Below are 22,374 nucleotides of genomic sequence, written 5' to 3' on the forward strand. Positions count from 1 at the left end.
ATGACTATCGCCGCTACCGATCTTCGCCCCGTTCTGATCGCTGGATCCTGGCGTGATGCCTCGTCAAATTCGACGTTTCAGGCCACCGATCCCAATCGCAACGAGACGCTCACCCCCACCTTTCCAGTCAGCGATTGGCAGGACTGCGACGCGGCTCTCGATGCCGCAGCCGAAGCTGCCGTGGAGCTGCGGCGATTGCCGGCAACGAAAATCGCTGCCTTTCTCGAACTGTATGCGGACAAGATCGAGGCGGCTAAAGACGCGTTGGTCGAGTCGGCATTCGCCGAGACCGGGCTCGCCCGCTCACCCCGTTTGGCAGACGTCGAGTTGCCACGCACGAGCAACCAACTGCGCGCCGCCGCGGCGGCCTGCCGCAGTGGGAACTGGGCACTGCCCACGATTGATACCCAAGCCGGCATCCGCTCCTGCTATCGACCTCTCGGCCCGGTCTGCATTTTCGGCCCGAACAACTTTCCCTTCGCCTTCAACAGTGTCTCCGGAGGCGATTTCGCCGCCGCCATCGCAGCGGGCAACCCCGTCATCGGCAAAGCAAACAGCTCGCATCCCGAGACCACACGTCTGCTCGCCGAGCTCGCCCAGGAAGCGGTGAACGAAAGCGGACTGCCCGCGGCAACGGTCCAGTTGATCTATCGCACCAGCCACGCCGACGGTGAACGACTGGTGGCCGATCCACGCGTCGGCGCGACCGGATACACGGGCAGCCGCGGTGCTGGCCTGGCTCTGAAGTCCGCTGCCGACCAGGCAGGCAAGCCCATCTATCTGGAACTCTCTAGCGTGAATCCGGTCGTCGTGACTCCGGGAGCATTGGCACAGCGGGGTGAAAAGATGGTCGATGAATTCGTCGGCAGTGCGTTGATGGGGGCGGGTCAGTTCTGTACCAATCCCGGCATCGTGATGCTGGTCGCGGGCTCGGAAACGGATGAGTTCATCGATGGGGTGAAAGCTCGCTTTGCCTCCGCCGCAGCCGGCACGCTGCTCTCGCCCGCCGTGGCTCGCTCGCTCACTCAAAGCGTGCAGACGCTGACCGGACTCGGGGCTGAGCTGCTGACCGGCGGTGGTGAATCGGAATCCGGCCGCTGCGCCGTCGCCAACACGTTGATGCGCGTCGACGGTGCGGCGTTCGTCAAAGACCCGGAAGGGTTTCAAACCGAAGCGTTTGGCAACGCGTCCTTGATGGTCGTGGCCGACAGTGTTGAGCAACTCTGCCAAGCCATCGATCAGCTCGAAGGCAACCTGACAGGCTGCATCTATTCGAGTGAGAGCGGTAGTGAAGAAGCCGATGTCGAAAGGATCACGTTCGTGCTCGAGCCGAAGGTCGGCCGCCTACTCAATGATAAAATGCCAACGGGAGTTGCCGTCAGCCCCGCGATGAACCACGGCGGCCCCTATCCAGCGACCGGTCACCCCGGATTCACCGCGGTGGGCATCCCCGCCTCGATGCTGCGTTTTGGCAAACTGACGAGCTTCGACAACGTTCGCCCCCCGCGGCTACCGTGCTTGCTCAAAGACGAGTCGCCAATGGAGGAAACCATGCGGCTGATCGATGGCCAATGGCGCGGCGGCAGCGTGTAAGCGTTGAGCTGAACTGCGGACAGCTCGGGAAGATCATCCCGAGCTGCCCAACGCTAGGAAGCAATCGTCGCTGGCATTCAAAGGGTCCTTGACCCACAAGTTCTCCTACGCCGAAGGCGTTTAAGATAATACCCGGTGGTTTGAGCGCAAGCGAACACCCCCAGATACGTCGCGAGACGCAAGAACCAACCCCGAATGGGGTGGAAGATCATTCACGACAAAATCTGCGTCCCACTTCGAGGTCGACACTCCACGACCAACGAACCACAAGCTGACGAGGGAACCCGTCTCGATGCCGCGGTTTTCTAATTTCAAAACGCTGCTTCCCGTGTGACAAGCACACAGGGAAGCTGACTCATGGGCGATCATCAGGACGAAGGCCCTCGGCATAATCCACCGAAACACTTCATCCGACGAACTTAGCCCCTGTTGCCCTGCACTACAGCGTCATCAGATCACTTCATCAGTGCAGCGACTGGTTCGCCCTCTTCGCTGAGGTTTCCGGTGGTCCACAGCAGTCCACGGACGACGAGATCGAGGTAGCGGGCGTCGGCTACCGTTTCGTTTTGATGGCCCAGTGTGGTGCTGAAGATTTTGGTTTGCTTCGGTCCGTATTCGCTCGTCCAGACGACAACCGCCTCGGACACGTTCCCCTTGGCGTCGGGATCGCGTTTGAGCTGGCGCTTGTTGGGTGGGACCGCTTGCTTGCCCGACGCCAGCGCCGTCGTGCCATCCATCACGCGCACGTTGTTGTACAGTTCTTCGTTGATGGTCGTCCAATTCTCGAGTCCCTTGGTGGCTGGATGATCAGCGTTGGTAAAGACTACATCGATCGGAAACTTGGGGCCGTGGCCCGTCGACTGCAATCCGATCATCTCATACCACTTCGAATTTTCAGCACCCTGCTCGACGGGCTTGCGAAAATCGCCCCAGCGATAGCTGTGCATGGCACAGTGCAGGTTCACCGCAGGCACGCCGCTTCGATGGGCGGCTAAGATCCGTTCCACGTAGGCTTTGTCGGTCACGTCGGCCGAGCATTCATCGTGGACAACGACATCATAACCTTCGGCCCAATCATCGGACTGGTAGATCTCAAACGTTGCTCGGGTTGTCGCATTGGGGCTGAGCGCCACCGTGACGTCGGCATGCAGACGCGCCTCGATCCCCTCTTTGAGCAGTTTGGACTGGGTCGGATAGTCGTGACAACAGCCTCCTGCGACGAGTAGCACTTTCAGCGGAGAAGAGTCAGCCGCGCCGTCGTTCGCCTGAGCGTGATGGGGTCCTTGGGAGAGGAGGATGGCAAGGACGAGAAGACAGAAGGTGATCGATTTGTGTGTCATGCGAAATGTCGTTGGAGAGGTGGATCAGAGAGGAATGGGGGGAAAGAGTCCGAGTAAGCACGTCTGGGGAAGTTTGTCCGCATCACTCCATTAGCCGGTGGGCGTTAGCCCCGGTTTTCTGCCGCCAACCGCGAAGCGTTGGCGGAACCGGGGCTAACGCCCACCGGCTAATGAACCGAAACAACTCCCCCGACCTGCTTACTACGAGAACGCGTTGATTGTTGTGAAAGTGTTGCCGATTCCTGCCCGAACCTTGCTTCGCTCGGGAGGGTGACATCAGGAAAGGAAACTACCACAACGAAATGCAACGGTAACCGTTCACAACCTCGACGAATCAACAGGTTCAGAACAGATTGGATTGACCGAAGACAGCGTCGATGCTTTCTTCACGGGTCGCGTGATCTTCCCGAGAGGCGAAAGCATCGTCAACCGGCACGGTGATGTGATCCAAACCGGAGGCCCCCACCGGATCGGTGGTAGGTTCCCCGGCGGGCTCTTGTTCGACCCCGCCAAGACGGTTCAGCTCGTTGATCACTTGCAGGGCATCGAGTTCGGTGACAAATCCATCTCCCGATACGTCGAGATAAACGAGATCGTCCGAGAGGCTGCCTGCGGTAGCGACCGTCGTTCTCGATTCATTGAGGAAATTAATGATTCTCAATGCGTCCAGTGACGTCACGGCATCGTCGTTGTTGACGTCGTAAGCATCAGCCAGATTCTGCAAAGGAGCGACGGGCAGCACGAACTCATGATCGACCGAGAGCGGGAACGGGCCGACTTCCAATGCACGGATAACCAGATCAATATCGCCGTGGACGTCTCTACCGGGGCGACCTACTAGCTCGAGCGTGTCAGGATTGAAGGTCAACCAATCCGGAAGGCTCAGTTTGACCCGGCCTCCTTCGTCGAGCACCACGTCGCCATTCTGATCGCGTACCTTCTGACCGATCCGCAATAAGAAATCACCATCTTCGGGATCCGATGCGATGTCTTGAGGAATCGTCAGACGGTAGGTGGTCCCGGTCACGATGTGTTCGCCGTCAAAGGTACGGGCGAGAATCGCATCGTTGAACACCGGCGGCTCGTTGACTTCGTTCAGCTCGATCTGCACATCGATCGGCTGCACGGTCGAGCTATTGCCGTCGGAAACTCGGACCTGCAGATCCAGGTCCTCTGGATCGATCGCTCGGAAGTCCGCTAGATCAAAATCGCCGCGAACTTTCAACAAGAACGGGTCGATATCCGCAACCGGTTTGCCGGGCGAATTGGCCGCCGATTCAAACTCAAAGAACTGCTGCGCCGTGCCGCCGATGATCTCAATCGAGAGGCTGCTGCCGGCAATGTTTGGATCGGGATCGACAACTCCGATGCGTCCAATCTCATCTCCAGGGGAAGGCACTTCGGAGACAAAGATTTTATTGGTCGTTACGTAAGCTGGCTCGTTGACATCGTTGACGTAGACTCGAAATGGCTGCGTTGTGGTCGGGAGCTGGCCGGTCCGGTCGACGATTTCAAAAGACAGGTCGTGATGGGGTGCCGCCTCGTAATCGAGAGTGACTCCGTCGGCCAATTGCAAACGGCCGCTGAGCGGATCGAACTGGAACAGGTCCGAATCGGGGCCCGGCAGCAGCTCATACGCGTAATCAGAATTCAGCCCTTCCGGATCGACCAGCGCCAGCGTCGCGATCAACAGTCCTGGCTGGTTCTCGCTCGCGGGGCTGTTCTGATTGCTGTTTCGGTTCAGCACAGCGGGCTCGTTCACATCCTGCACGTTCAGAACGATCGTGGATGTCGTGGCCAGCGGCGGGCTACCGTTGTCACTGACGGAAACGTCGAACCGAATTTCCGGAGCGGTTTCAAAATCCAATGCTTGCCCCGGATTGAGGACCACCTGGCCGGCGGCTGTTACGTGCAGCAAGGAACTTGGGTTGACGAGTTGGAATGTGTGATTCTGCCCGTCGTCTGGGTCCATCGCTTCGAGGTTCGCCAATTCGCCGGTCGCCGACTCGGGCACGTCGAAGGATGTCGTGGCAACCTGTGGCGGATCGTTTTCATCGGAGACACGAATGATTTTGTCGGCGATGGCAACGCCCGGTGTCTGCCCCTCAGCCGAGTTGTTGTCGCTGACGCGAACCCTCAGGACCAGTGAGCTGATCGCTTCAAAATCAAGCGGAGCGGTCAGGCGGACGACTCCGGTGAGTTGATCGACCGAGAAATAGGGTGAGCCGTCATTCTCAAAGAAATCCTCGTCCGTACTTGGAATCACATCATAGGTGAGCTGTTGGTCGGAATCGGCATCCGGGTCGACCGCATCGATGCGCCCGATTACGGTGCCTGTTGTCGCGCCAGCGACAGCGCCCTCGGGCACCGACAGCTCCGCATCCGAAATAACCGGCGCCTCGTTGATGTCGTTGAGTTGCAACGTGACGCGTGCCGATTCGCTCGCACCAAGCTCGTCCGAAACACGAACGGTCAAGATCCGCTCGGGCTCGGCTTCAAAGTCCAGGTCCGCGTCAGCGGTCGTGCGGATCTCGGCGGTGAAGTCGGGCAGGACCACGAGTTCCAATCCCGTGCTGTTGCCGGCAACGAACTCATAGGTCAACCCAGAGTTATCGGCGTCGTAGGCATCGATGGTCCCGATCACGCTACCCGCCGGTGGATTCTCATCGAGGTTGAAGACAATATTCGTGCCCTCTGGGAAAGTGGGCGCGGTGTTGGGACGAAACTCGCTATCGAAGAAAAAGTTTTCGTACTTCGTAATCCGGAACGGTGTCGTCGACGTGGCGAGCAGATTGGCGACTTCGGCGGTCCCGGCAACGGCGAGTTCATAGTTGCCGGGGAACAGGCCGCCGATCTCGTAAATCCCATTTTGATCCGTGATCGCAACCGGTTCAGGCTGCAGGTAGCTGAACGAATCAAAGCTCACATTGAATGAGTCTGCGTTGAAGGAATCGTCGCCGTAGGCCTCCACACGCACGATCTGCTCACCGGGCGCAGACACGGTTATCCGTCCTCGCTGACTACCACTGACGGCCGAACTCAGCGACGTGGCGACGAGCTCGCCTGCGGCGTTGTAAGCATCGAGCCGCCCGTACACAAATCCACGCGAGTTCGAATTGAACACATCAATCGATGCTGAGCTGATCGGCCGAAAGAAATCGAATCGCAAACGGTTCGATGAGTAGAACTCATCGAACGGGCCCGCACTGAAAATCCGATTTCCCACGGTACGAAAACCAATCTGCTGGCGACGCGAAACAATATCGTCCGTGACGATCGCACCATCGGCTCGGGCCCAACTGATGGTGACACCGTCGTACTCCTGCGTCAGCGGATACTCGGCATCGTTGGGGAGGGGATTGTTGATATCAAACGGCGGAGCGGCGTCATCGGGTTCCACCACATGCAACAGATCGTCGCGCGTTCCATTGCCATTGGTGTCGACAAAGACCGTCACGCCTTCGGCGGGCAAGGTGGTGTCGGGAGGTGTGCCGTTCTCAATGTCGCCATTGGAAGGCAATAGCGAAATCCTGCCGCGCACGCCGCCGACAAAATTGCTTTCGCCAATATGATCCAGAGCATGATCGTTCAAGGCCGGAAAGGTGAGCTCATTTTCATGAAACTCAAACAAGCCTTCCTCATCTGCTTCACCGCCCCAGAAGCCTGGGCCGACATCGTCAACGGTCCCGCCCACCCAGTCTTCGTAGTCACTGCCGATCGAGTCTCCGATACGGCCGACGTAACCGAAGCCATCGATGGACACGATCGTTTGGCCACGGCTGTTGCGCTCCACCACAGGTTGATAATTCGTGGCATTCTCGACAAAAACGATGGGGGCAAAGGATGCTTGATTGAACGTGTAGCCATGCATCGCGACAGCGTCGAATGTCGTCCAGTCCGCAGCCGGACTATCGGCATCAATGAATCCATCGTCGTTGGCATCAATGTCATCATCGACCGCCGGCGGCGTGTCGGATTGGATGAGGAAGTAACTCGCATCATCTAACGGCGTGTCCAGCGAGCCGTTGGACTGAGCACTACTAAAAATCCCACCGGGCAGCCCATTGAATCCGGTAAGATCGCTTTGCAACACGTTGGCGCCAAACGAGGCGTCATAGCTATTCGCCCCCTGCAACAAGACGAGGAAACCATTCTCACCAAACGATTGGCCGCTCAGATCGATCACGGTGCTGATATCGCCGGTGTTGGTTGACCATTCCTCAATGACGACGAAATAGGTACCCGCGGGCAGTACTTCGTTGGGTTTACCACGCAATTCGATGTATTGGTCGGTGGTATTGGTGACCGCAGAAGTGAACCGGCCGTCGATCAATATCTCGCTGATGACTGGCGTGTCGAACTTGTCCGCGTCGAGTGCTGGCAAAGCGCGGACGGGTAACGTCTGCGCTGGCAGGTTGGCGAACTGAGGATCCGAGCTCGCCGCGTCCACGGTCGCGGTCAACGTGCTCGGCGTGATCACCTGGACTTCGTGAGCCGGATCCGGGGTCAATCTCACGCGGCGGGGCGTCGCCCAGTCATCGGGCGTGAAGGTCAGTTGATTCACATCGAGCACGACGCCGGGATCGCCCCCGAGACCGCTCGAACGTGACAGGTTCAGCGTCACATCGGAATCGGGCTGCCGATTCAGCGACACCTCGACGAAATCTTCCTCGATCGCGCCACCGACGACAGTCGCCCCCACTTGTCCGAGCGACCCTGCACCGGTTAGCGGCCTGCTCGGCAGAAGCCTAAATCCAATCACGTCCGGGGCGACTGCGAAGTTCACGCCGTTGCGAGATTCAAACTGGGTCACTGTAATATCCCGCGCATTGTTGCCAATTGCGCTGCGCGTCAGAGCCACCGGACGAACGGCCTCGCTGACGTCGATTGAGGCCCGCACAATCGCCGTCTCCACGATATTGGGCAGCGCATCGGGGATCTCAACCAACAATGTCGAGGTGCGATCGTTGTCATCGGCATCGAACATCCACACATAGGTCGACGTGCTGGTGGGTCCACCGGGCAAGACTCCCTCGAGTTGCTCAGCGGTTGCCAGAGCCATCGAACTGGCGTCGATCCCCGTGAAACTCGCGCGGGCGAGCGTGCCTCCGATCCCGTTGAGATCAAACGCAAAGAACTCATCGTCGCTGTTATCGAAACCGATCACCCGACGATTCACAGGATCAAACGCCAAGTCGCTGACCGAACTCAACCCCGAATAGCCATCACCGATCAAGGTCGCACTCGCCGTATTGGTATCGATCCGCGCCAGCGTTCGGTTGGTCGCCTCGGAACTGCCTCGCACCAAGGTGTACACCGCGTTGCCGACGCGGTCGTATGCCAAGCCACCAACGATGTCCAAATTAGATTCGGAGATGCGAAACCGCTCCCCCGTATACGGATCGACGCGGAAGACTTCGTTGGCCCGGGTATCGATACCGAGCAGTGAATTGTCGCCGATCTGGACCAGCCCATCCATGCGGCGACTGGTGGGTTGGCCGATCGACTCGACCTCCCCTTGAGCATCAACTTGGAACAACTGCGCGGCACGGAAGTAATCACCGTTCTCATCTTGAACGACCGTGTCGTCCCACCCAAAGGTGACCGACGGCGCCGTCTGCACGAAGCCTGCAGCAGGATCGACGCGGACCTGGTAATCGCCCGCGTTCAGGGTTGGAAACGAGTAAAACCCATCCACATCGGTGTTCGTCGACAGCTCGGCGGCATCGAGCTTCCCGTTCGTGTTCTGATCGATATACACGCGAACATCCGCCGCGGCAACTTCGTCGTCCTGGCGCAGGCCATCTTGATTGACGTCGAGGAACACCTCACCGCTGACGACAGCCAAGAGTTGTCGCGATTCGAGTTTTTCCAGTTGAATACGGCGTTGGGCCGCGCGCCGATTCGATGTTCCCGCGATCGATCGGGACAGCCGCCGACGGCGGGCAGCCGAGGAAGATTCACCATCAGGAATATCGGAGCGAGAGCCAACCAACCAATCTCGCAGGGGGGTCGAAGTGAAGCGTTTCATGACGGAAAAGTCCAAATAAGCGAGCGGCGAAATCCAGCGACCTAGCCATAAGGAACGGTGACGGGCAGATTATCTCACGTAATCACCCCGATAAAGCTGGCGTGATTTTTGGATGCCCACCACCCAAAAAGGTTCCTGTGAATGAATACAGAAAAAACGGCTTGGAACCCCAGTCGGAATGAACTCCCGCTCCTTTCAAGGGGGGCAGCCCCCTATCCGGACAGGTTCCCAAGCCTCCTAGGATAAATATCCAGAGCATCCGGAACAACAGAAAAGATCGGTATTTGGCGAACAATCGATCGAGTAGCGGCCATTTTCAGGTCCGATTAGACGGGTTTTTGCCGTTGTGCCTCGTCGACACCGATCTCCAAAGCTGGCCCCGCGAGGTGGACGATGCCTACAATCTGTTGTCCCACGGCTCGGCCCACGAGCCCGGGTTCATTTCGCTGGAAAGGGTCTCGATGCCGAGCTGGAACCAAATGCGCCAACGCACCACCACAATCGCACCGATCTCCGGTGGCAGCACAGGCAGTCACCTATCGACGGCCGCCCTGGCTGTGATCCTACTCAGCACTGTCAGTGTTGTCGCCTGGAATCCCGCAGCGGCGCAGGACGCCGGCGCGGCCCGGTCACGCAGCGGCTCGGTCGATCGCAGCGAGAGCATTTACCGAAGTGGCCCGATCACCCGATCGGCTCCTCACGCGACAGCTCAACCGCCCGCCCTCGCCCCACCGTCGACTCAAACCGCTCCGGTTCCCCACGCGACTCTGGGTAGAATCCCTTCGCGCAGCCAAGCGGATGTCCAACGCGACCAAATGTTCAGCGAACTGGCTGAGGAGGTCGCCCAATTCGATCGCCTGGGCAATCTCGTTCGGCACGTTTCTCAATTGGTCAAACCGAGCGTGATCCACATCGAGGCGCACAAGGTAACGGGCAACGGTGCGTCGTCTGAATCCTATGACGAAGCGGGTAGCGGTGTGGTACTCGAAATCTCCGGTGAGCGGTGGGTCATGACCAATCGGCATGTCATCCACGGCGCCACCGTCGACCAAATCACGATGCGGACGAGTGACGGACGCAGCTGGAGTCCCGAACGGATCCTGATGGACGCGAGCACCGATGTCGCAGTCATGAAACTGGCAGCCCACTCCAGGTCCGCTCGCGATACAAGCCGCCGTCCCCTGCCCTCCTCTCAACCGCTGCCCCCGGCGGCTCGGTTGGCCGACAGTGACCGGGTCCAAATCGGCGACTTCGTGATCGCGATCGGCAGCCCCTTCGGGCTCAGCCACTCAGTCACCTTCGGCATCATGAGCGCCAAAGGGCGGCGTGATTTGTCGCTGGGCGAAGAACGGATCGACCTGCAAGATTTCTTCCAAACCGACGCCGCCATCAACCCCGGAAACAGTGGCGGCCCCCTACTCAATCTTCGCGGCGAAGTGATCGGCATGAATACGGCGATTGCCAGCAGCAGTGGCGGCAGCGAGGGCATCGGGTTCGCGATCCCCATCAACATGGCCGCCCGGGTGGCCGAAGAACTCATCATGCACGGCCAACTCCGCCGCGGCTATCTCGGTGTCACCCTCGACCCTGAATTTGCTGCGACCGAATTCCCGACAGTATCGGGGCAATACGCGTCGATGAAAGTCAGCCCGGATTCGGCCGTGGACGTCTACCGCGAGAACGACCTGAAATTCGGCGGCGCCCGCGTCAAGAACGTCCGTTCGGGATCCCCTGCGGAAACCGCTCGACTACAAAAAGACGACGTGATCCTGCAGTTCGACGGCTACCGCATCGAAGACGACGACCATCTCGTCGCCCGCGTCGGCATCACCCCAACGAACCAACCGATCGAGATGGTAATCCTCCGCGACGGAAAACGATATCGCACCGAAGTCACCCTGCAACAGATCCCGTAATACGTTCCTCCCAGGGCGTTGCCCTGGGTCGTCACGCCGCCGCCCCGTTGGGGCTCTCAATGCAGCCCCGGGACGCCACGCCACCGCCCCGTTGGGGCCAAGACAAACACGGATTTCGCCCCAACGGGGCAGCCCTATGAAAGCCCCAGGCAACGCCTGGGGAATCCGGCAACAACACATCGCGCCAGCCCCAACGGGGCGGTTCTATGGGCACACGTCATCCGATTGGCAGAACAGAAGGGCCGCCCCGTTGGGGCTACCATATCATCCCGCCATTCCACCCAGGGCGTTGCCCTGGGCTTTCATAGCGACGCCCCGTTGGGGCTCTCAATGCAACCCCGGGACGTCACCCTGGGACGTCACACCACCGCCCCGTTGGAACCAAAACAAACACGGATTTCGCCCCAACGGGGCAGCCCTATGAAAGCCCCAGGCAACGCCTGGGGAACCCGACAACAACACATCGCGCCAGCCCCAACGGGGCGGCTCTATGGGCACACGTCATCCGATTGGCAGGACAGAAGGGCCGCCCCCGTTGGGGCTACCATATCATCCCGCCATTCCACCCAGGGCGTTGCCCTGGGCTTTCATAACGACGCCCCGTTGGGGCTCTCAATGCAACCCCAGGCATCATGCCACCGCCCCATTGGGGCCAAGACAAACACGGATTTCGCCCCAACGGGGCGGTTCTGCTGGGTACTTACTTGGCGCTGCCGTTGGGATCGAAGTACTCCGGTTCATTGCCCGGTTTCCACTTGATGTTGCAGCCGATCGAGGGTTTTTGGTCGATCGCTGCGGTACGCCCTGCCAAGGTTTCATCCAAGGCCGCGCGGAGGTCGACGCCGGTAACGGCCGTGCCCGATTTGGGGCGGCTACCGTCGAGTTGGCCGCGATAGGTCAGCCGATGATCACCGTCAAAGAGAAAGAAATCGGGAGTGCACGCGGCGCCGTAGGCAATCGCTACCGATTGATCTTCATCGAGCGCGTAGGGGAACGAGTAATTGCGTTCCTCCTTCTCTGCCGTCATCGCGGCAAAGTTATCATCGGGATACTTCTCGATATCGTTGCTGTTGATGCCCACCACGCCGACGCCGTGCTGCATGTACTCGTCGCTGAGCAGTTTGAGCTGTTCAGCAACATGCTTGACGTAGGGGCAGTGATTGCACATGAAAACCACCAACAGCGCCTTGCTCTCTTTAAAATCCGCCAGCGAAACGGTGTCGCCGTCGGTTTCGGGAAGAGAAAAATCGGGAGCCGCTGTGCCCAATGGCATCATCGTCGAAGCAGTGCGAACCATGACTGATCGTCTCGTTGGAAGATGAAATGGAATATCTCACCAGCCCGGTGAAACGACCGAAGTGTAACATGGGTGCGTGTCAAATCAATCACGCTCGCGACCGGCACGCTGAGCGGCCGGAGCATTCTTGATTGGGCAATCGCGCGCCCCTGCACCGCGGCGGTCGCCTATTTAACCAATTCAGCGAGTTCGTCGTCGAGTTCGGCTTCGCCAATGTTATGACGAACGACACGTCCCTTGCTATCGATCAACATCATCGTTGGCAGCGTTTGCACACCAAACTGTTTGGCCAGCGGGCTGCCTTCGAGACCGCCATCCTCATACAGTTGGAACCACGGCAGCGGGTTCGCCTTGAGGTAGGCGACGGCCTGTTCACGTGAGTTATCGATGTTGACCCCGACGATCTGTAATCCGGCCCGTTGGTAGCGAGCCTGCAGACTGCGCAGTCGTTTCATGTCCTGTTTGCAGGGCTCACACCAGGTGGCCCAGTAGTGCAGCACGACGGGGCGGCCCCGCAGTTGGCTCAACCGGAACGCTTTGCCCTGGATCGTGTGTCCTTCGAGGTCGACCTGTTTCCCCACCGATTGCAGTCGCACGATCGCTCCGGCAGCCCGTTCGGCAGCGTCGCTGCCGCGGAAATCGGTCACAACCTGCTTATAGAATTCGAGTGCATCTTTGTCCTGGCCTTCGAATTCCTTGCTCAGAGCCAATTGCAGCTTGGCTTGTGCGGTTTCGGGTGCCTGAGGATGTCGCTCGGCAAACTCATTGAGCTCGCCCAACCACCATTCTTGAATTTTGGCAAAGTCGGCATCGGGGCTTTGCCGGGCGATATACTCCGTCCCGATCAGTTGGTACTCGGTATACGCCCGCAGTGATTCTGTTTGCGGGCTTCCCGACCGCGCCAACGATTTGGCGAGCGATTGGATGCGTGCCAAACCTTCGGGATAGGCACCACTCTGTACCGCGACGCTGACGGTATCGACGAGTTGACGCGTCCAGGTATCGCGTTCCTCAGCCGACGTGGCGGCGTCGACCAGATTCGACACGACGTCGGCACGCTGTTCATTGAGGACGGCGAGGTCTTTGGTCTGCGATGCCTGCGCCAACTTGGTATCGATCGCTTCGAGTTTACTGACGAGCATTTGTGTTTTGGTATCTCCCGCGCTGGAGCCCGACGCGGAGATGGCTGACGTTCCTCCCGGGGTGAAGAAGTTGCCGCCTGCTTGGGCAATCGGTTCGCCCTGCTCCGCCAGTACAGGTAGGTCGAGTAGTTTCCAGGCATCACCCGATCGCATGATCGTGCCCACCAGCAACTGTCCCGAACGGTCGCCGCTTTCGAACATCGCCACTGCGTTCTCGTAGGCCAGCACGTCTTTCTCGAATCCAGGCTCGCCCGCGGGCATCAGGCCCGGAGCATTCGCTGCGAATTGCAACCATTCCGATTCCCGATCGACGGTATCTTGCGAACCCGCAAAGTCCTTGAACTTCGACGCTGCACGCGTGGCTTTGCGGTTGAGGGACTCCTGCATGTCGCCACGAATCCCCGCGGCCTGGATATCCGACTCGGTCGCCAAGAGGGCCGCGAACCGCGTCGCGTCTTCGGTCGCCAGTGCCGCGATCAGTTCCATCGTGGTCTCCTCTGCGGAGATCACTTTCCATTGATCAATAGTCCCGTCCTCATTGGCATCGACGCCCCAGCGGGTTCCACCGGTGGCCATCCACCGATACTGGTCGGCCTTGCCATTGAAGTTGGCATCGACATCACGATAAACCTCGACGCCGTACTGGAAGTAACTCCACAAATCGATCTTCTTGTCGCCGTTGGTATCGGCAAAGCGCCGCAGGAGCGTGCCATCGGCAGCAACCACTTCCCAGCCGGACCAGTCACTGCGGTCGATATCTTGCACCGTGCAGCGATCGACCTGGTCGTCCTGCACCAATTCATAGACAACGCCATCCTGGACTGGCTCGAGACCGAGCGCCGCCGCAGCAGAGGGCGGGGCCGCCCAGGCCGGCGAGGCGGAAAGCAGGAATAACGCACAAAACCACAACCGATTGGGTTGCAAACGCGATTGTGTTGGCATAATCGTCGGAACGTCCATCACAGAGGGTTACTTTTTTCTTTGGCCGTGAAAGTGAGCACCGCAGCGGTGCATTGACAACAACCCCGATCATCCCCGCAGCGGCGTCAAAAGATCAAGATCAGTTCGGAAATATCAGTCCCGCGCGCCAAAGCATGCGATTGCCCGCCAAGGCGAGCCTCTTTTACCGACGAACCCCATGGAGTCGTGCGGATGTGCCACAATTGGATCCAGGTGGGGCGGTCGTCCCCATCGGTTGCGTGGTCGCTGATTTGAGGTGGAACTCATGGTCGAACCGTCGGATGTCGCTTGGCTGCCGGGCGAACGGGATTATCAAATTGGCCTGGCGGGCGGCAAATTGGTGTGCCGCAACCCCAAGGGCAAGACGCTCGCGTCGGTGCCGAAATGGTTGAAGGAATCCGAAACGGCAGAATCCCTGCGGGCCCTCGCCGAATGGCTCGACGATCACCGCAACGAATGCTTGCTCCGCGTCGAGCGTTGGATGTTGCGGTCGCTGCCGATCCCGCGTGATGTCCTCCAAGAAATCTGGCCGGACCCAGATTGGCGGTCCAGCTTGGAGAACCTCGTCGTCGCGCCAGTCGATGCCAAGGGCAAACCTGATTTCGAAAAAACAGGCCTGCTCCGCGACGTCGAGACTAAACGCGGATTCGGCGTGATCGATCTCGATGGCGAGACCCAGTGGCACAAGTCGCCTGCGGTCATGATGCCGCATCCGATCTTGATCGCCGACCTCGCCGAACTGCGGGAACTCGCCAGCGACCTGTCGATCTCACAAACGATCGATCAACTCTATCGCCCCGTCAATCAACCCACCGCCGAGCAAACGGAGTTGAAGTCAATCGACGATTACTCCGGCGGCATGTTCGAACAGCTCAATTTTGCGTTGTCTCTCTGCCGGCGACTCGGGTATCCCGTTCGCGGTGGCTACGCAACCTGCCGAATCTGGGAAAACGACACGTTGATCGAGGCTCGCTACTACGTCGGTGACGAGTACCCGGAATCGGAAACCTACACCGGGCAGCTCGTGTTCGTCGATGCCAGCGAACGGGCGGTCAAGATCGCTGACCTCGGTGCGGTCACGTTCAGCGAAGGAGTACGGATGGCATCGGCGATCTATGCGAAACGGAAGGTCGAAGAGTCAGCGGAGAAAACGGCATGAGCAGCGTGAAATCGAAACCAACCAAAGCAAAAAAGAGAACCGCTCAACAGGTGCGTTGGGATGCCCAGTTGGCTGCGGGAGGGATGGTGGCTGCGTCGGCCAAGGTCGATCAGAATGCCACCGAGAAGGTAGTCGCACGACGTTACACCGGAGCGGCACTGGGAGGCCGCGTGGTCGTTCGTTTGAGCGCCGACCGACTGGGCCCCGCCGAAGACTTGGCGATGGAATTCCTCGGCCTGCAGCCCGCGGGTGAGAGCAAGCCGATTGGACAGCAGAGTCGCCAGGCACTTGGCTTTGCCAGCTGGGCGTTGATCCATCATCCCGAGAATGCCAAAGATGCGCTCGTGTTGGTCAAGCGGATCAAAGCGGCAGCGCGGAAGGCGAAGTCGAAACCCGGCCACGCCATGGATGCCTTCGTGGAGATGGCTGGCGAGCTCAACCGCTCGGTGCGGCATTTCCTGCCTCCGTTTTGGGAGGAAGCGGCGAGGATTTATAAAGACCTAGGCAACACCACCTACGCCGGGCGCGCGATCGGCAAAGCGTTGGAGGCCGAACGGGTTCACTCCCTCGCGGTCGATCCCATTCGGCGCCGCGATGCTGTGCTCGAGTTCACCCTCAGTGGCTGCCTCTCGGGGAAGGCATTGACGGAGTACACACGCGATCTGGCCAATCAGTTCGAGCCAGCCGAGGCTTTTGAAACGCTACTGGATTTAATGGTACGACGGACCATGGGCGGGATGCCACCGATGGCGACCGCGGCCAAGGATCTCGCCAAGTTCGCCAAAGCTGCCGACCGGGATCCCGACACCGAAGTCGACGCGTTCTTGCTGGCGGTTATCTCATCGCCAGCGATGTCGCGGACATCGATGCAATTTTGGAAATCGGTCAAGAAGAACGTCGCCCGGATCGTCAAGCAGGACGACACGTTCGCGATGTGGTTACTCGCCCATACCGACCCACAGTCGTCCTACCAAGGCGACAGCCCCGTGTGGGCTTGGTTGGATTTGCTCGACACGTGGAATGTCTTGCCGCTGCTGGGCCGACCCACTTCCGATCTGCCCGAGGACGTTGAAATTCCTGGCGGACGGGCGGGCTGGATCGGTCGGCTCGCGTCGGTCGAGTCGTCGCCGAACTCTCGGGTCTTTGATCTCATCGCGTTGACGGCGGACGTGATCCGAGACGAAGCCGTTGCCATTGCGTTGGATCGTCGCGGGTACTACGGCGGTGTGCTCGATGTGGATGTGATCGAGCTGATGCTGGAACTCGAACTTCCGATCGCCGTTGCCGCCGATCACCGCGAACTGAATTTTGATGGTTGGCTGCGGGCCGACGTCGATCATGACCGGCGCAACTCGCAATTGACTCACGTGATCGCTGACGAGCGATTTGGACCCAAGGTCTACTCGCAACTGGAGTCCTTGGTCACCTTCACGGGCAGCACGCCGCGTCGGCATTCGTATGGCCGGGCGGTGCCGGCCCAGCGTAGCTTTGAAGCCGCCGCGGCTGATCATGCGGCCGTCCGCGAACTGTGGTGGCGGTTCCTCGATGACCACGTCAAGAATCTCGAATCGGGAGGACTCTGCGACGTCGAGGAAAGCCTCAACGTACTCGCCAAATGTGCCGGCCGGACAACGGGCGAGCAATTTCCCGAACTCGGCCCGCGATTGTCCAAGGTCGATTTCGTGGCGGCGCTCACGCGAACGCTCGCCGCCGGCGTGCTCGACGAATACGGCTGGCCCGCCCTCGACGCGTTCGGTGATGAGCGGAAACTCCCTCGCATCTCCGAGCACCGCTCCAAAGCTGTCGCTAGCTTTCCGTACCTGACGATGGTGGTCGATGGGAAGGTAGAGTCGTTCGGACCGGACGGCCATCAAACACTCGGTGAATTCCAATTGGAAAAGGACCAGCATCTCGAGAAAATCATTCGCGTGCGCGATGACGCAGTAATCGGGTTGCTCGATAGAGGAACGGGCTATGAATACAAACTGGCTTGGTTGAGCGAAGGTGGCCAGGCAAAAGCGACCAGTCAGTATTTCTATGGGCTCAACGTCGACAGAATGATGCCCTGTGATGGTGGCGTGTTCTACGGCACTCGGGTGCTCCACAGCGGTGACGATGTGCTACCCGAATCGCAACATTGGTTCTCCGACGGGGAGCGATTCTGGAATCAGAAGAATTTGTACAGGGCCTGGAACGAGTTCGATACCGATGAAGAAGAATCCGCGGCCGAGGCCGCAAAACGTTTGGGTCTGCAGGAGATCGACCCCGCCACGGGTAAAGCGATCCGTGATAGCGTCCCGGCATGGTTCGAGCAGAATCTGCCTGCGGGCGGGAAGATCCATTGGACGATGTCGCACCTGATGCCGGCACCGAGTTCGCTGAAACAATCACCACTCGGTGTTGCCGGTGGCATGCTAGGTCTGCGTGTGGTTCGGCGGCGGGACCAGCAATTCGAAAGCTGCGGCGTCGATGGACGCCGCGTCGTGCTGGCACCCTCGGCCGACGCGGGCATGCACTGTGCCGCAGCGATCGTGGACCGACCGGCCAGCGATTCGTATTGGTGTGTTTCCAATCAGGACGAACTCATTGACATCGACTCCGGCATTCGAATTGCCTCGCTCAAGGGGAACCTGAGTCGATACCGAGAAGGCCAGCCGATCGGGTTGCCGCCCCTGTTCTTGCACTTCTTTCAGATTCGTTGCGCGGCGAGTTCGACCAAACTGCGAAAGGTGACCGCAGCGCAGTCGAAGAAACTCTTCGCGGCGGGTGCTGTCGAGCATGAAGCGTTGAAGATCAAGGAAGACCCCAAGCATCCCGATGCCAATCGAACTGCCTGCGCCACCGCAGTGAGCAAGCTACTGCCGAAGGCGCCGCCGCGTCTCGTGCGCGGCGTGGCTCGCATCGCCCGCCTCGCCGCAGTGGAACAAATCTCGCTCGACAAATTGACACGAGCCGTGATGGGGATCGCAGACGAGGGCTCGGCATCAACCGCAACGGAATCGAAGAAAAAGACTCCTCTGGCGTCTGACAAAGCCATTGGTGCGGGGCTGTCAGAACTGTTCGTTGCGTTCGCTCCGTCGATCATTCCTCAAAGCTACCGAGGCCGATACCACGATACGGTCGATCCCAAACAGTTGACGACCATTGTTGACTTCCTTCGTGGTGGTGATGTCGAAACGATGCCCAAAGGTGACAACTGGTACTTTGGCTTGATCGACGATGCGGCCGCAGTGGCGTGGAAAGTGTTCTGGCAACACGCACATGAGGGCGCCGACGCCGGGACACCGGTGGGCAAGCGACTGACAGGGGCCTGGCTCGACGCTTTGCGATTTATCGCAGACGGAGGGCTCTTGGATCTGCCAGGTAAACTGGTAGTCCACGTCGCGGCGGCTCCCGATAAAGCGGCTGCCAAAAAACTCGGCAAGGCGGGCAAGTACCCGAGCGATGAACGGCCAGCCGCGTTCGTGGAGGCGAAAACTCGACACATTGCTTATAAGGTCGGTAACTACATGGCCGAGAAAGTCGTGATCTTGTCCTATGCCGAGTCTGGAAATCCCAAACCACCGAAGAGTTTTGTGATCGAGCACACCGTGCCTTTACAAAAACGCTGGGGTGGCGATCCCCTGCGGCGGTTTGTCGATGCGGTCGGCGACGTGGAAACTCTGCCGCTGATCCCCGCTGAGATGCTCGACGCCGCGGCGGAGAAACTTGGTGTCACGCCCATCGAAGTCGCACTCGGTTGGATGGGAAATTTCCGTACAGTCGCGTACGGTCAAGAGAAACTGACCAAGGAACTGCGATCCCACTACGGTTGGAAAGTCAACGAGATCAAGGCCGCTGTGGTAGCGGCCGATGCTGATCCCGTTTCCCTCTCAGTCGTGGCCGAAGGGTGTCGTCGCAGTAGTGTCGGTGCGTTGGGCAAGAGCGTCGAGTTGGCGTTTCGTTTCATGGTCGATGCGTGGCAACAAGCCCGCAAGGTGTCGGTGAAGTTGCCCGCCGATTTGATCGGTAAGATGCAGTCGGTTCGGGCTGGCTATCAGACGCTCAATACGAAACTGCTCTGCGATCTACTAGCCGATCCGGCGGCGTCTCCCGTGCTCCAGCCTCGAGAACTGCATTTCGCCTATGGAACGAAGTATCGTCAGCAGGTACTCAGCGGCACGCTAACGCCGCCGATGACGTTCAGTATCGATGCGGTGCTGCCGAATCTCCCGGCGGCGATCGCGTTTGTGAACTACCAATTGCCACACGGAGACGAAGCGAGAAAGAAAATTCCGGCGTTGATCGATGCGGTACGAGAATACCTCGACAATCCCAACGTGGTTCTGCCGATGGGGTGCCGCCGAACCGAACCCTACCACACCGATCAAACCACCGACGTCGACGGAACCATTGAGAAATTTTCGGCTATGATCGCCAAGTGCGAACAGACCGCCGAGGGCTTCTACACCTTCGACAGCGGCCTGATCGTTGGCGCCGTGATGCCACCGGCGGTGGATCAATGGTTCCGCCCTGCCCGACTGCACACGGACAAAGAGGATGCCGCTCTGCTCGTTGCCGCCGCACTGACGTTTGATTGGGAAACCGATGGAACCGCGCATCTCCAGTTCGCTGAGATGGTGCGAGCCATGCGAGGCGAGGAGCTAACGAATATTCGCCAGGGCAACCGCGATGACGACTCATCCATTGCCGAAGGGCAATGGGAACAGGATCCACGAATCTCCGCAGCCGATACCGTCGCCAAGGTGAAGAAGAAGCTCAAAGTCAGCGAAGACGCCGCTGCGTTGTACCTGCAGATTCTCGCCCTTCACGACTGTACCAATGCGAACCTAAAAAGATGGAATGGCTGGACCACCACGCAATTGAAGGCGGCGACATCGGAATTGGTCGAAAGCGAATATCTCGTCTCGGCCAAACGCAGTCGCGCCGGACGCGATGCGTTCCTGCCCGGTGGTTGGGAGCCCTTGAAATTACCGAATCTACCCATCGAGAGCTGGAAACTGACGATGTTCGGGTACGAGAACACCGATCGATTGCGCGGTGGTTACGCCAATCTAATCGTTTGCCCACGCCGCGTCGGCGATCAATTCCGGCTGGCCTGGCAGCGGGTTTGCGACGGAGACCCACCCAAATACGAAGAGACCCTCTAGATTCAACCCAGGGCGTTGCCCTGAGCTTTCATACCGCCGCCCCGTTCGGGGCCAAACAGAACCCCCGCCCCAGGGAGGGTAAACAGCCACGGCTCTCGCCCCAACGGGGCAGTCCTATGACAGCCCCAGGCAACGCCTGGGGAATCCGACGCCAACACATCACGCCAGCCCCAACGGGGCGGTCCTATTGACACACGCCACCCTATCGAGCGGACAGAAGGGCCGCCCCGTTGGGGCTACCAAACCGTCTCACCATTCAACCCAGGGCGTTGCCCTGGGCTTTCATACAGCCGCCCCGTTCGGGGCTAAACAGAAACGCCGCCCCAGGGAGGGTAAACAGCCACGGCTCTCGCCCCAACGGGGCAGCCCTATGACAGCCCCAGGCAACACCTGGGGAATCCGACGCCAATACGTCACGCCAGCCCCAACGGGGCGGTCCTATTGACACATGACACCCCATCGAGCGGACAGAAGGGCCGCCCACGTTGGGGCTACCAAACCGTCTCACCATTCAACCCTGGGCTTTCATACAGCCGCCCCGTTGGGGCTAAAACAGAACGGAGCTGGACATGTCGCAATCGCTCGCCAATGTCACATTGCATTTCGTGTTCTCAACGAAAAATCGACAACCGTTACTGCAACCCGTGGGACTACGCAACGAACTCTACGCCTACATGGCAACGATCTTGACGGACAATGTCGACTCACCGGCGATCATCATTGGCGGTGTCAAAGACCACATCCACGCCCTGGTCAATCTCAGTCGAAATCACGCGATCAAAGACGTCGTTCAAACAATGAAAACCGAAACCAGCAAATGGCTCAAGAAGCAATCAACCGAACTGCGAAACTTCTCTTGGCAAGCGGGTTACGGCGTGTTTTCGGTAAGCCAATCCATCGTCCCCAATTGCAAAGGTTACATCGCCCACCAAGAGGCTCATCATAAGAAGATCGACTTCCAAGACGAGTTCCGCAAGATGTGCAAGGACGCCGGAATCGAGATTGACGAACGGTATGTCTGGGATTGAACGCCATCGATATTCGCCACAAAACCACCCAATTCGCCCCAACGGGGCAGCCCTATGACAGCCCCAGGCAACGCCTAGGGAATCCGACGCCAACACATCACGCCAGCCCCAACGGGGCGGTCCTATTGACACATGACACCCCATCGAGCGGACGGAAGGGCCGCCCCGTTGGGGCTACCAAACCGTCTCACCATTGGACCCAGGGCGTTGCCCTGGGCTTTCATACAGCCGCCCCGTTGGGGCTAAGACAGAAACGCCGCCCCCATGGAGGGCCAAACAGAAACGCCTCTCGCCCCAACGGGGCAGCCCTATGACAGCCCCAGGCAACGCCTGGGGAATCCGACGCCAACACATCGCGCCAGCCCCAACGGGGCGGTCCTATTGACACACGTCACCCTATCGAGCGGACAGAAGGGCCGCCCCGTTGGGGCTACCAAACCGTCTCACCATTGGACCCAGGGCGTTGCCCTGGGCTTTCATACAACCGCCCCGTTGGGGCTAAACAGAAACGCCGCCCCAGGGAGGGTAAACAGCCACGGCTCTCGCCCCAACGGGGCGGTCCTATTGACACATGACGCCCCATGGAGCGGACGGAAGGGCCGCCCACGTTGGGGCTACCAAACCGTCTCACCATTGGACCCAGGGCGTTGCCCTGGGCTTTCATGCAGCCGCCCCGTTCGGGGCTGAACAGAAACGCCGCCCCGCTCGGGGCTAGCACTAAAACTTCGCCCCTGCGGGGGCTAAAACAAGCTAACTCA

General features: G+C 59.3%; 9 protein-coding genes. 5 read left to right on the plus strand and 4 right to left on the minus strand.

The window, feature by feature from the left end; genetic code table 11:
- Window positions 1-1,593 carry an aldehyde dehydrogenase (NADP(+)) gene (locus CA85_RS14990; protein ID WP_146392137.1) on the plus strand — a complete coding sequence of 531 codons (1,593 nt, stop codon included), beginning with the start codon at window positions 1-3 and terminating at the stop codon, window positions 1,591-1,593.
- Window positions 1,594-2,048: 455 nt separating this feature from the next.
- Here CA85_RS14990 and CA85_RS14995 read toward each other — a convergent pair whose 3' ends face one another.
- Both CA85_RS14995 and CA85_RS15000 read right to left on the minus strand, forming a co-directional pair.
- Window positions 2,049-2,933 carry a ThuA domain-containing protein gene (locus CA85_RS14995; RefSeq protein WP_146392138.1) on the minus strand — a complete coding sequence of 295 codons (885 nt, stop codon included), beginning with the start codon at window positions 2,931-2,933 and terminating at the stop codon, window positions 2,049-2,051.
- A gap of 343 nt (window positions 2,934-3,276) precedes the next feature.
- The gene (locus CA85_RS15000) at window positions 3,277-8,964 is read right to left on the minus strand and encodes a cadherin domain-containing protein (protein WP_146392139.1); all 5,688 of its coding nucleotides are present in this window, start codon (window positions 8,962-8,964) and stop codon (window positions 3,277-3,279) included.
- Window positions 8,965-9,443: 479 nt separating this feature from the next.
- On the opposite strand from CA85_RS15000, the gene CA85_RS15005 reads away from it, so the two are divergent.
- Window positions 9,444-10,880 carry a S1C family serine protease gene (locus tag CA85_RS15005; protein WP_246112827.1) on the plus strand — a complete coding sequence of 479 codons (1,437 nt, stop codon included), beginning with the start codon at window positions 9,444-9,446 and terminating at the stop codon, window positions 10,878-10,880.
- 700 nt (window positions 10,881-11,580) lie between these two features.
- On the opposite strand, the gene CA85_RS15010 is transcribed toward CA85_RS15005, so the two are convergent.
- Both CA85_RS15010 and CA85_RS15015 read right to left on the minus strand, forming a co-directional pair.
- Window positions 11,581-12,177 carry a thioredoxin family protein gene (locus CA85_RS15010; RefSeq protein ID WP_146392140.1) on the minus strand — a complete coding sequence of 199 codons (597 nt, stop codon included), beginning with the start codon at window positions 12,175-12,177 and terminating at the stop codon, window positions 11,581-11,583.
- 167 nt (window positions 12,178-12,344) lie between these two features.
- Window positions 12,345-14,261 carry a TlpA disulfide reductase family protein gene (locus tag CA85_RS15015; RefSeq protein WP_246112828.1) on the minus strand — a complete coding sequence of 639 codons (1,917 nt, stop codon included), beginning with the start codon at window positions 14,259-14,261 and terminating at the stop codon, window positions 12,345-12,347.
- A 283-nt stretch (window positions 14,262-14,544) separates the two neighbouring features.
- On the opposite strand from CA85_RS15015, the gene CA85_RS15020 reads away from it, so the two are divergent.
- From CA85_RS15020 to CA85_RS15030, 3 genes are all read left to right on the plus strand, one after another.
- Window positions 14,545-15,438 carry a DUF4132 domain-containing protein gene (locus CA85_RS15020; protein WP_146392142.1) on the plus strand — a complete coding sequence of 298 codons (894 nt, stop codon included), beginning with the start codon at window positions 14,545-14,547 and terminating at the stop codon, window positions 15,436-15,438.
- 5 nt (window positions 15,439-15,443) lie between these two features.
- The gene (locus CA85_RS15025) at window positions 15,444-20,588 is read left to right on the plus strand and encodes a DNA-binding protein (RefSeq protein WP_186774962.1); all 5,145 of its coding nucleotides are present in this window, start codon (window positions 15,444-15,446) and stop codon (window positions 20,586-20,588) included.
- A 569-nt stretch (window positions 20,589-21,157) separates the two neighbouring features.
- Window positions 21,158-21,616, plus strand: a complete 459-nt coding sequence (locus CA85_RS15030; RefSeq protein WP_146392144.1) for a transposase — start codon at window positions 21,158-21,160, stop codon at window positions 21,614-21,616.
- Window positions 21,617-22,374 lie beyond the last annotated feature (758 nt).

Source organism: Allorhodopirellula solitaria (genome assembly GCF_007859855.1).
In the GTDB taxonomy this organism is placed as follows: Bacteria; Planctomycetota; Planctomycetia; order Pirellulales; family Pirellulaceae; genus Rhodopirellula; species Rhodopirellula solitaria.

Excerpts from the sequence above, each read along its gene's own strand:
- CA85_RS14990 (WP_146392137.1), top strand. The coding sequence starts at position 1 with ATGACTATCGCCGCTACCGATCTTCGCCCCGTTCTGATCGCTGGATCC.
- CA85_RS14995 (WP_146392138.1), bottom strand. The coding sequence starts at position 2,933 with ATGACACACAAATCGATCACCTTCTGTCTTCTCGTCCTTGCCATCCTC.
- CA85_RS15000 (WP_146392139.1), bottom strand. The coding sequence starts at position 8,964 with ATGAAACGCTTCACTTCGACCCCCCTGCGAGATTGGTTGGTTGGCTCT.
- CA85_RS15005 (WP_246112827.1), top strand. The coding sequence starts at position 9,444 with ATGCGCCAACGCACCACCACAATCGCACCGATCTCCGGTGGCAGCACA.
- CA85_RS15010 (WP_146392140.1), bottom strand. The coding sequence starts at position 12,177 with ATGGTTCGCACTGCTTCGACGATGATGCCATTGGGCACAGCGGCTCCC.
- CA85_RS15015 (WP_246112828.1), bottom strand. The coding sequence starts at position 14,261 with ATGCCAACACAATCGCGTTTGCAACCCAATCGGTTGTGGTTTTGTGCG.
- CA85_RS15020 (WP_146392142.1), top strand. The coding sequence starts at position 14,545 with ATGGTCGAACCGTCGGATGTCGCTTGGCTGCCGGGCGAACGGGATTAT.
- CA85_RS15030 (WP_146392144.1), top strand. The coding sequence starts at position 21,158 with ATGTCGCAATCGCTCGCCAATGTCACATTGCATTTCGTGTTCTCAACG.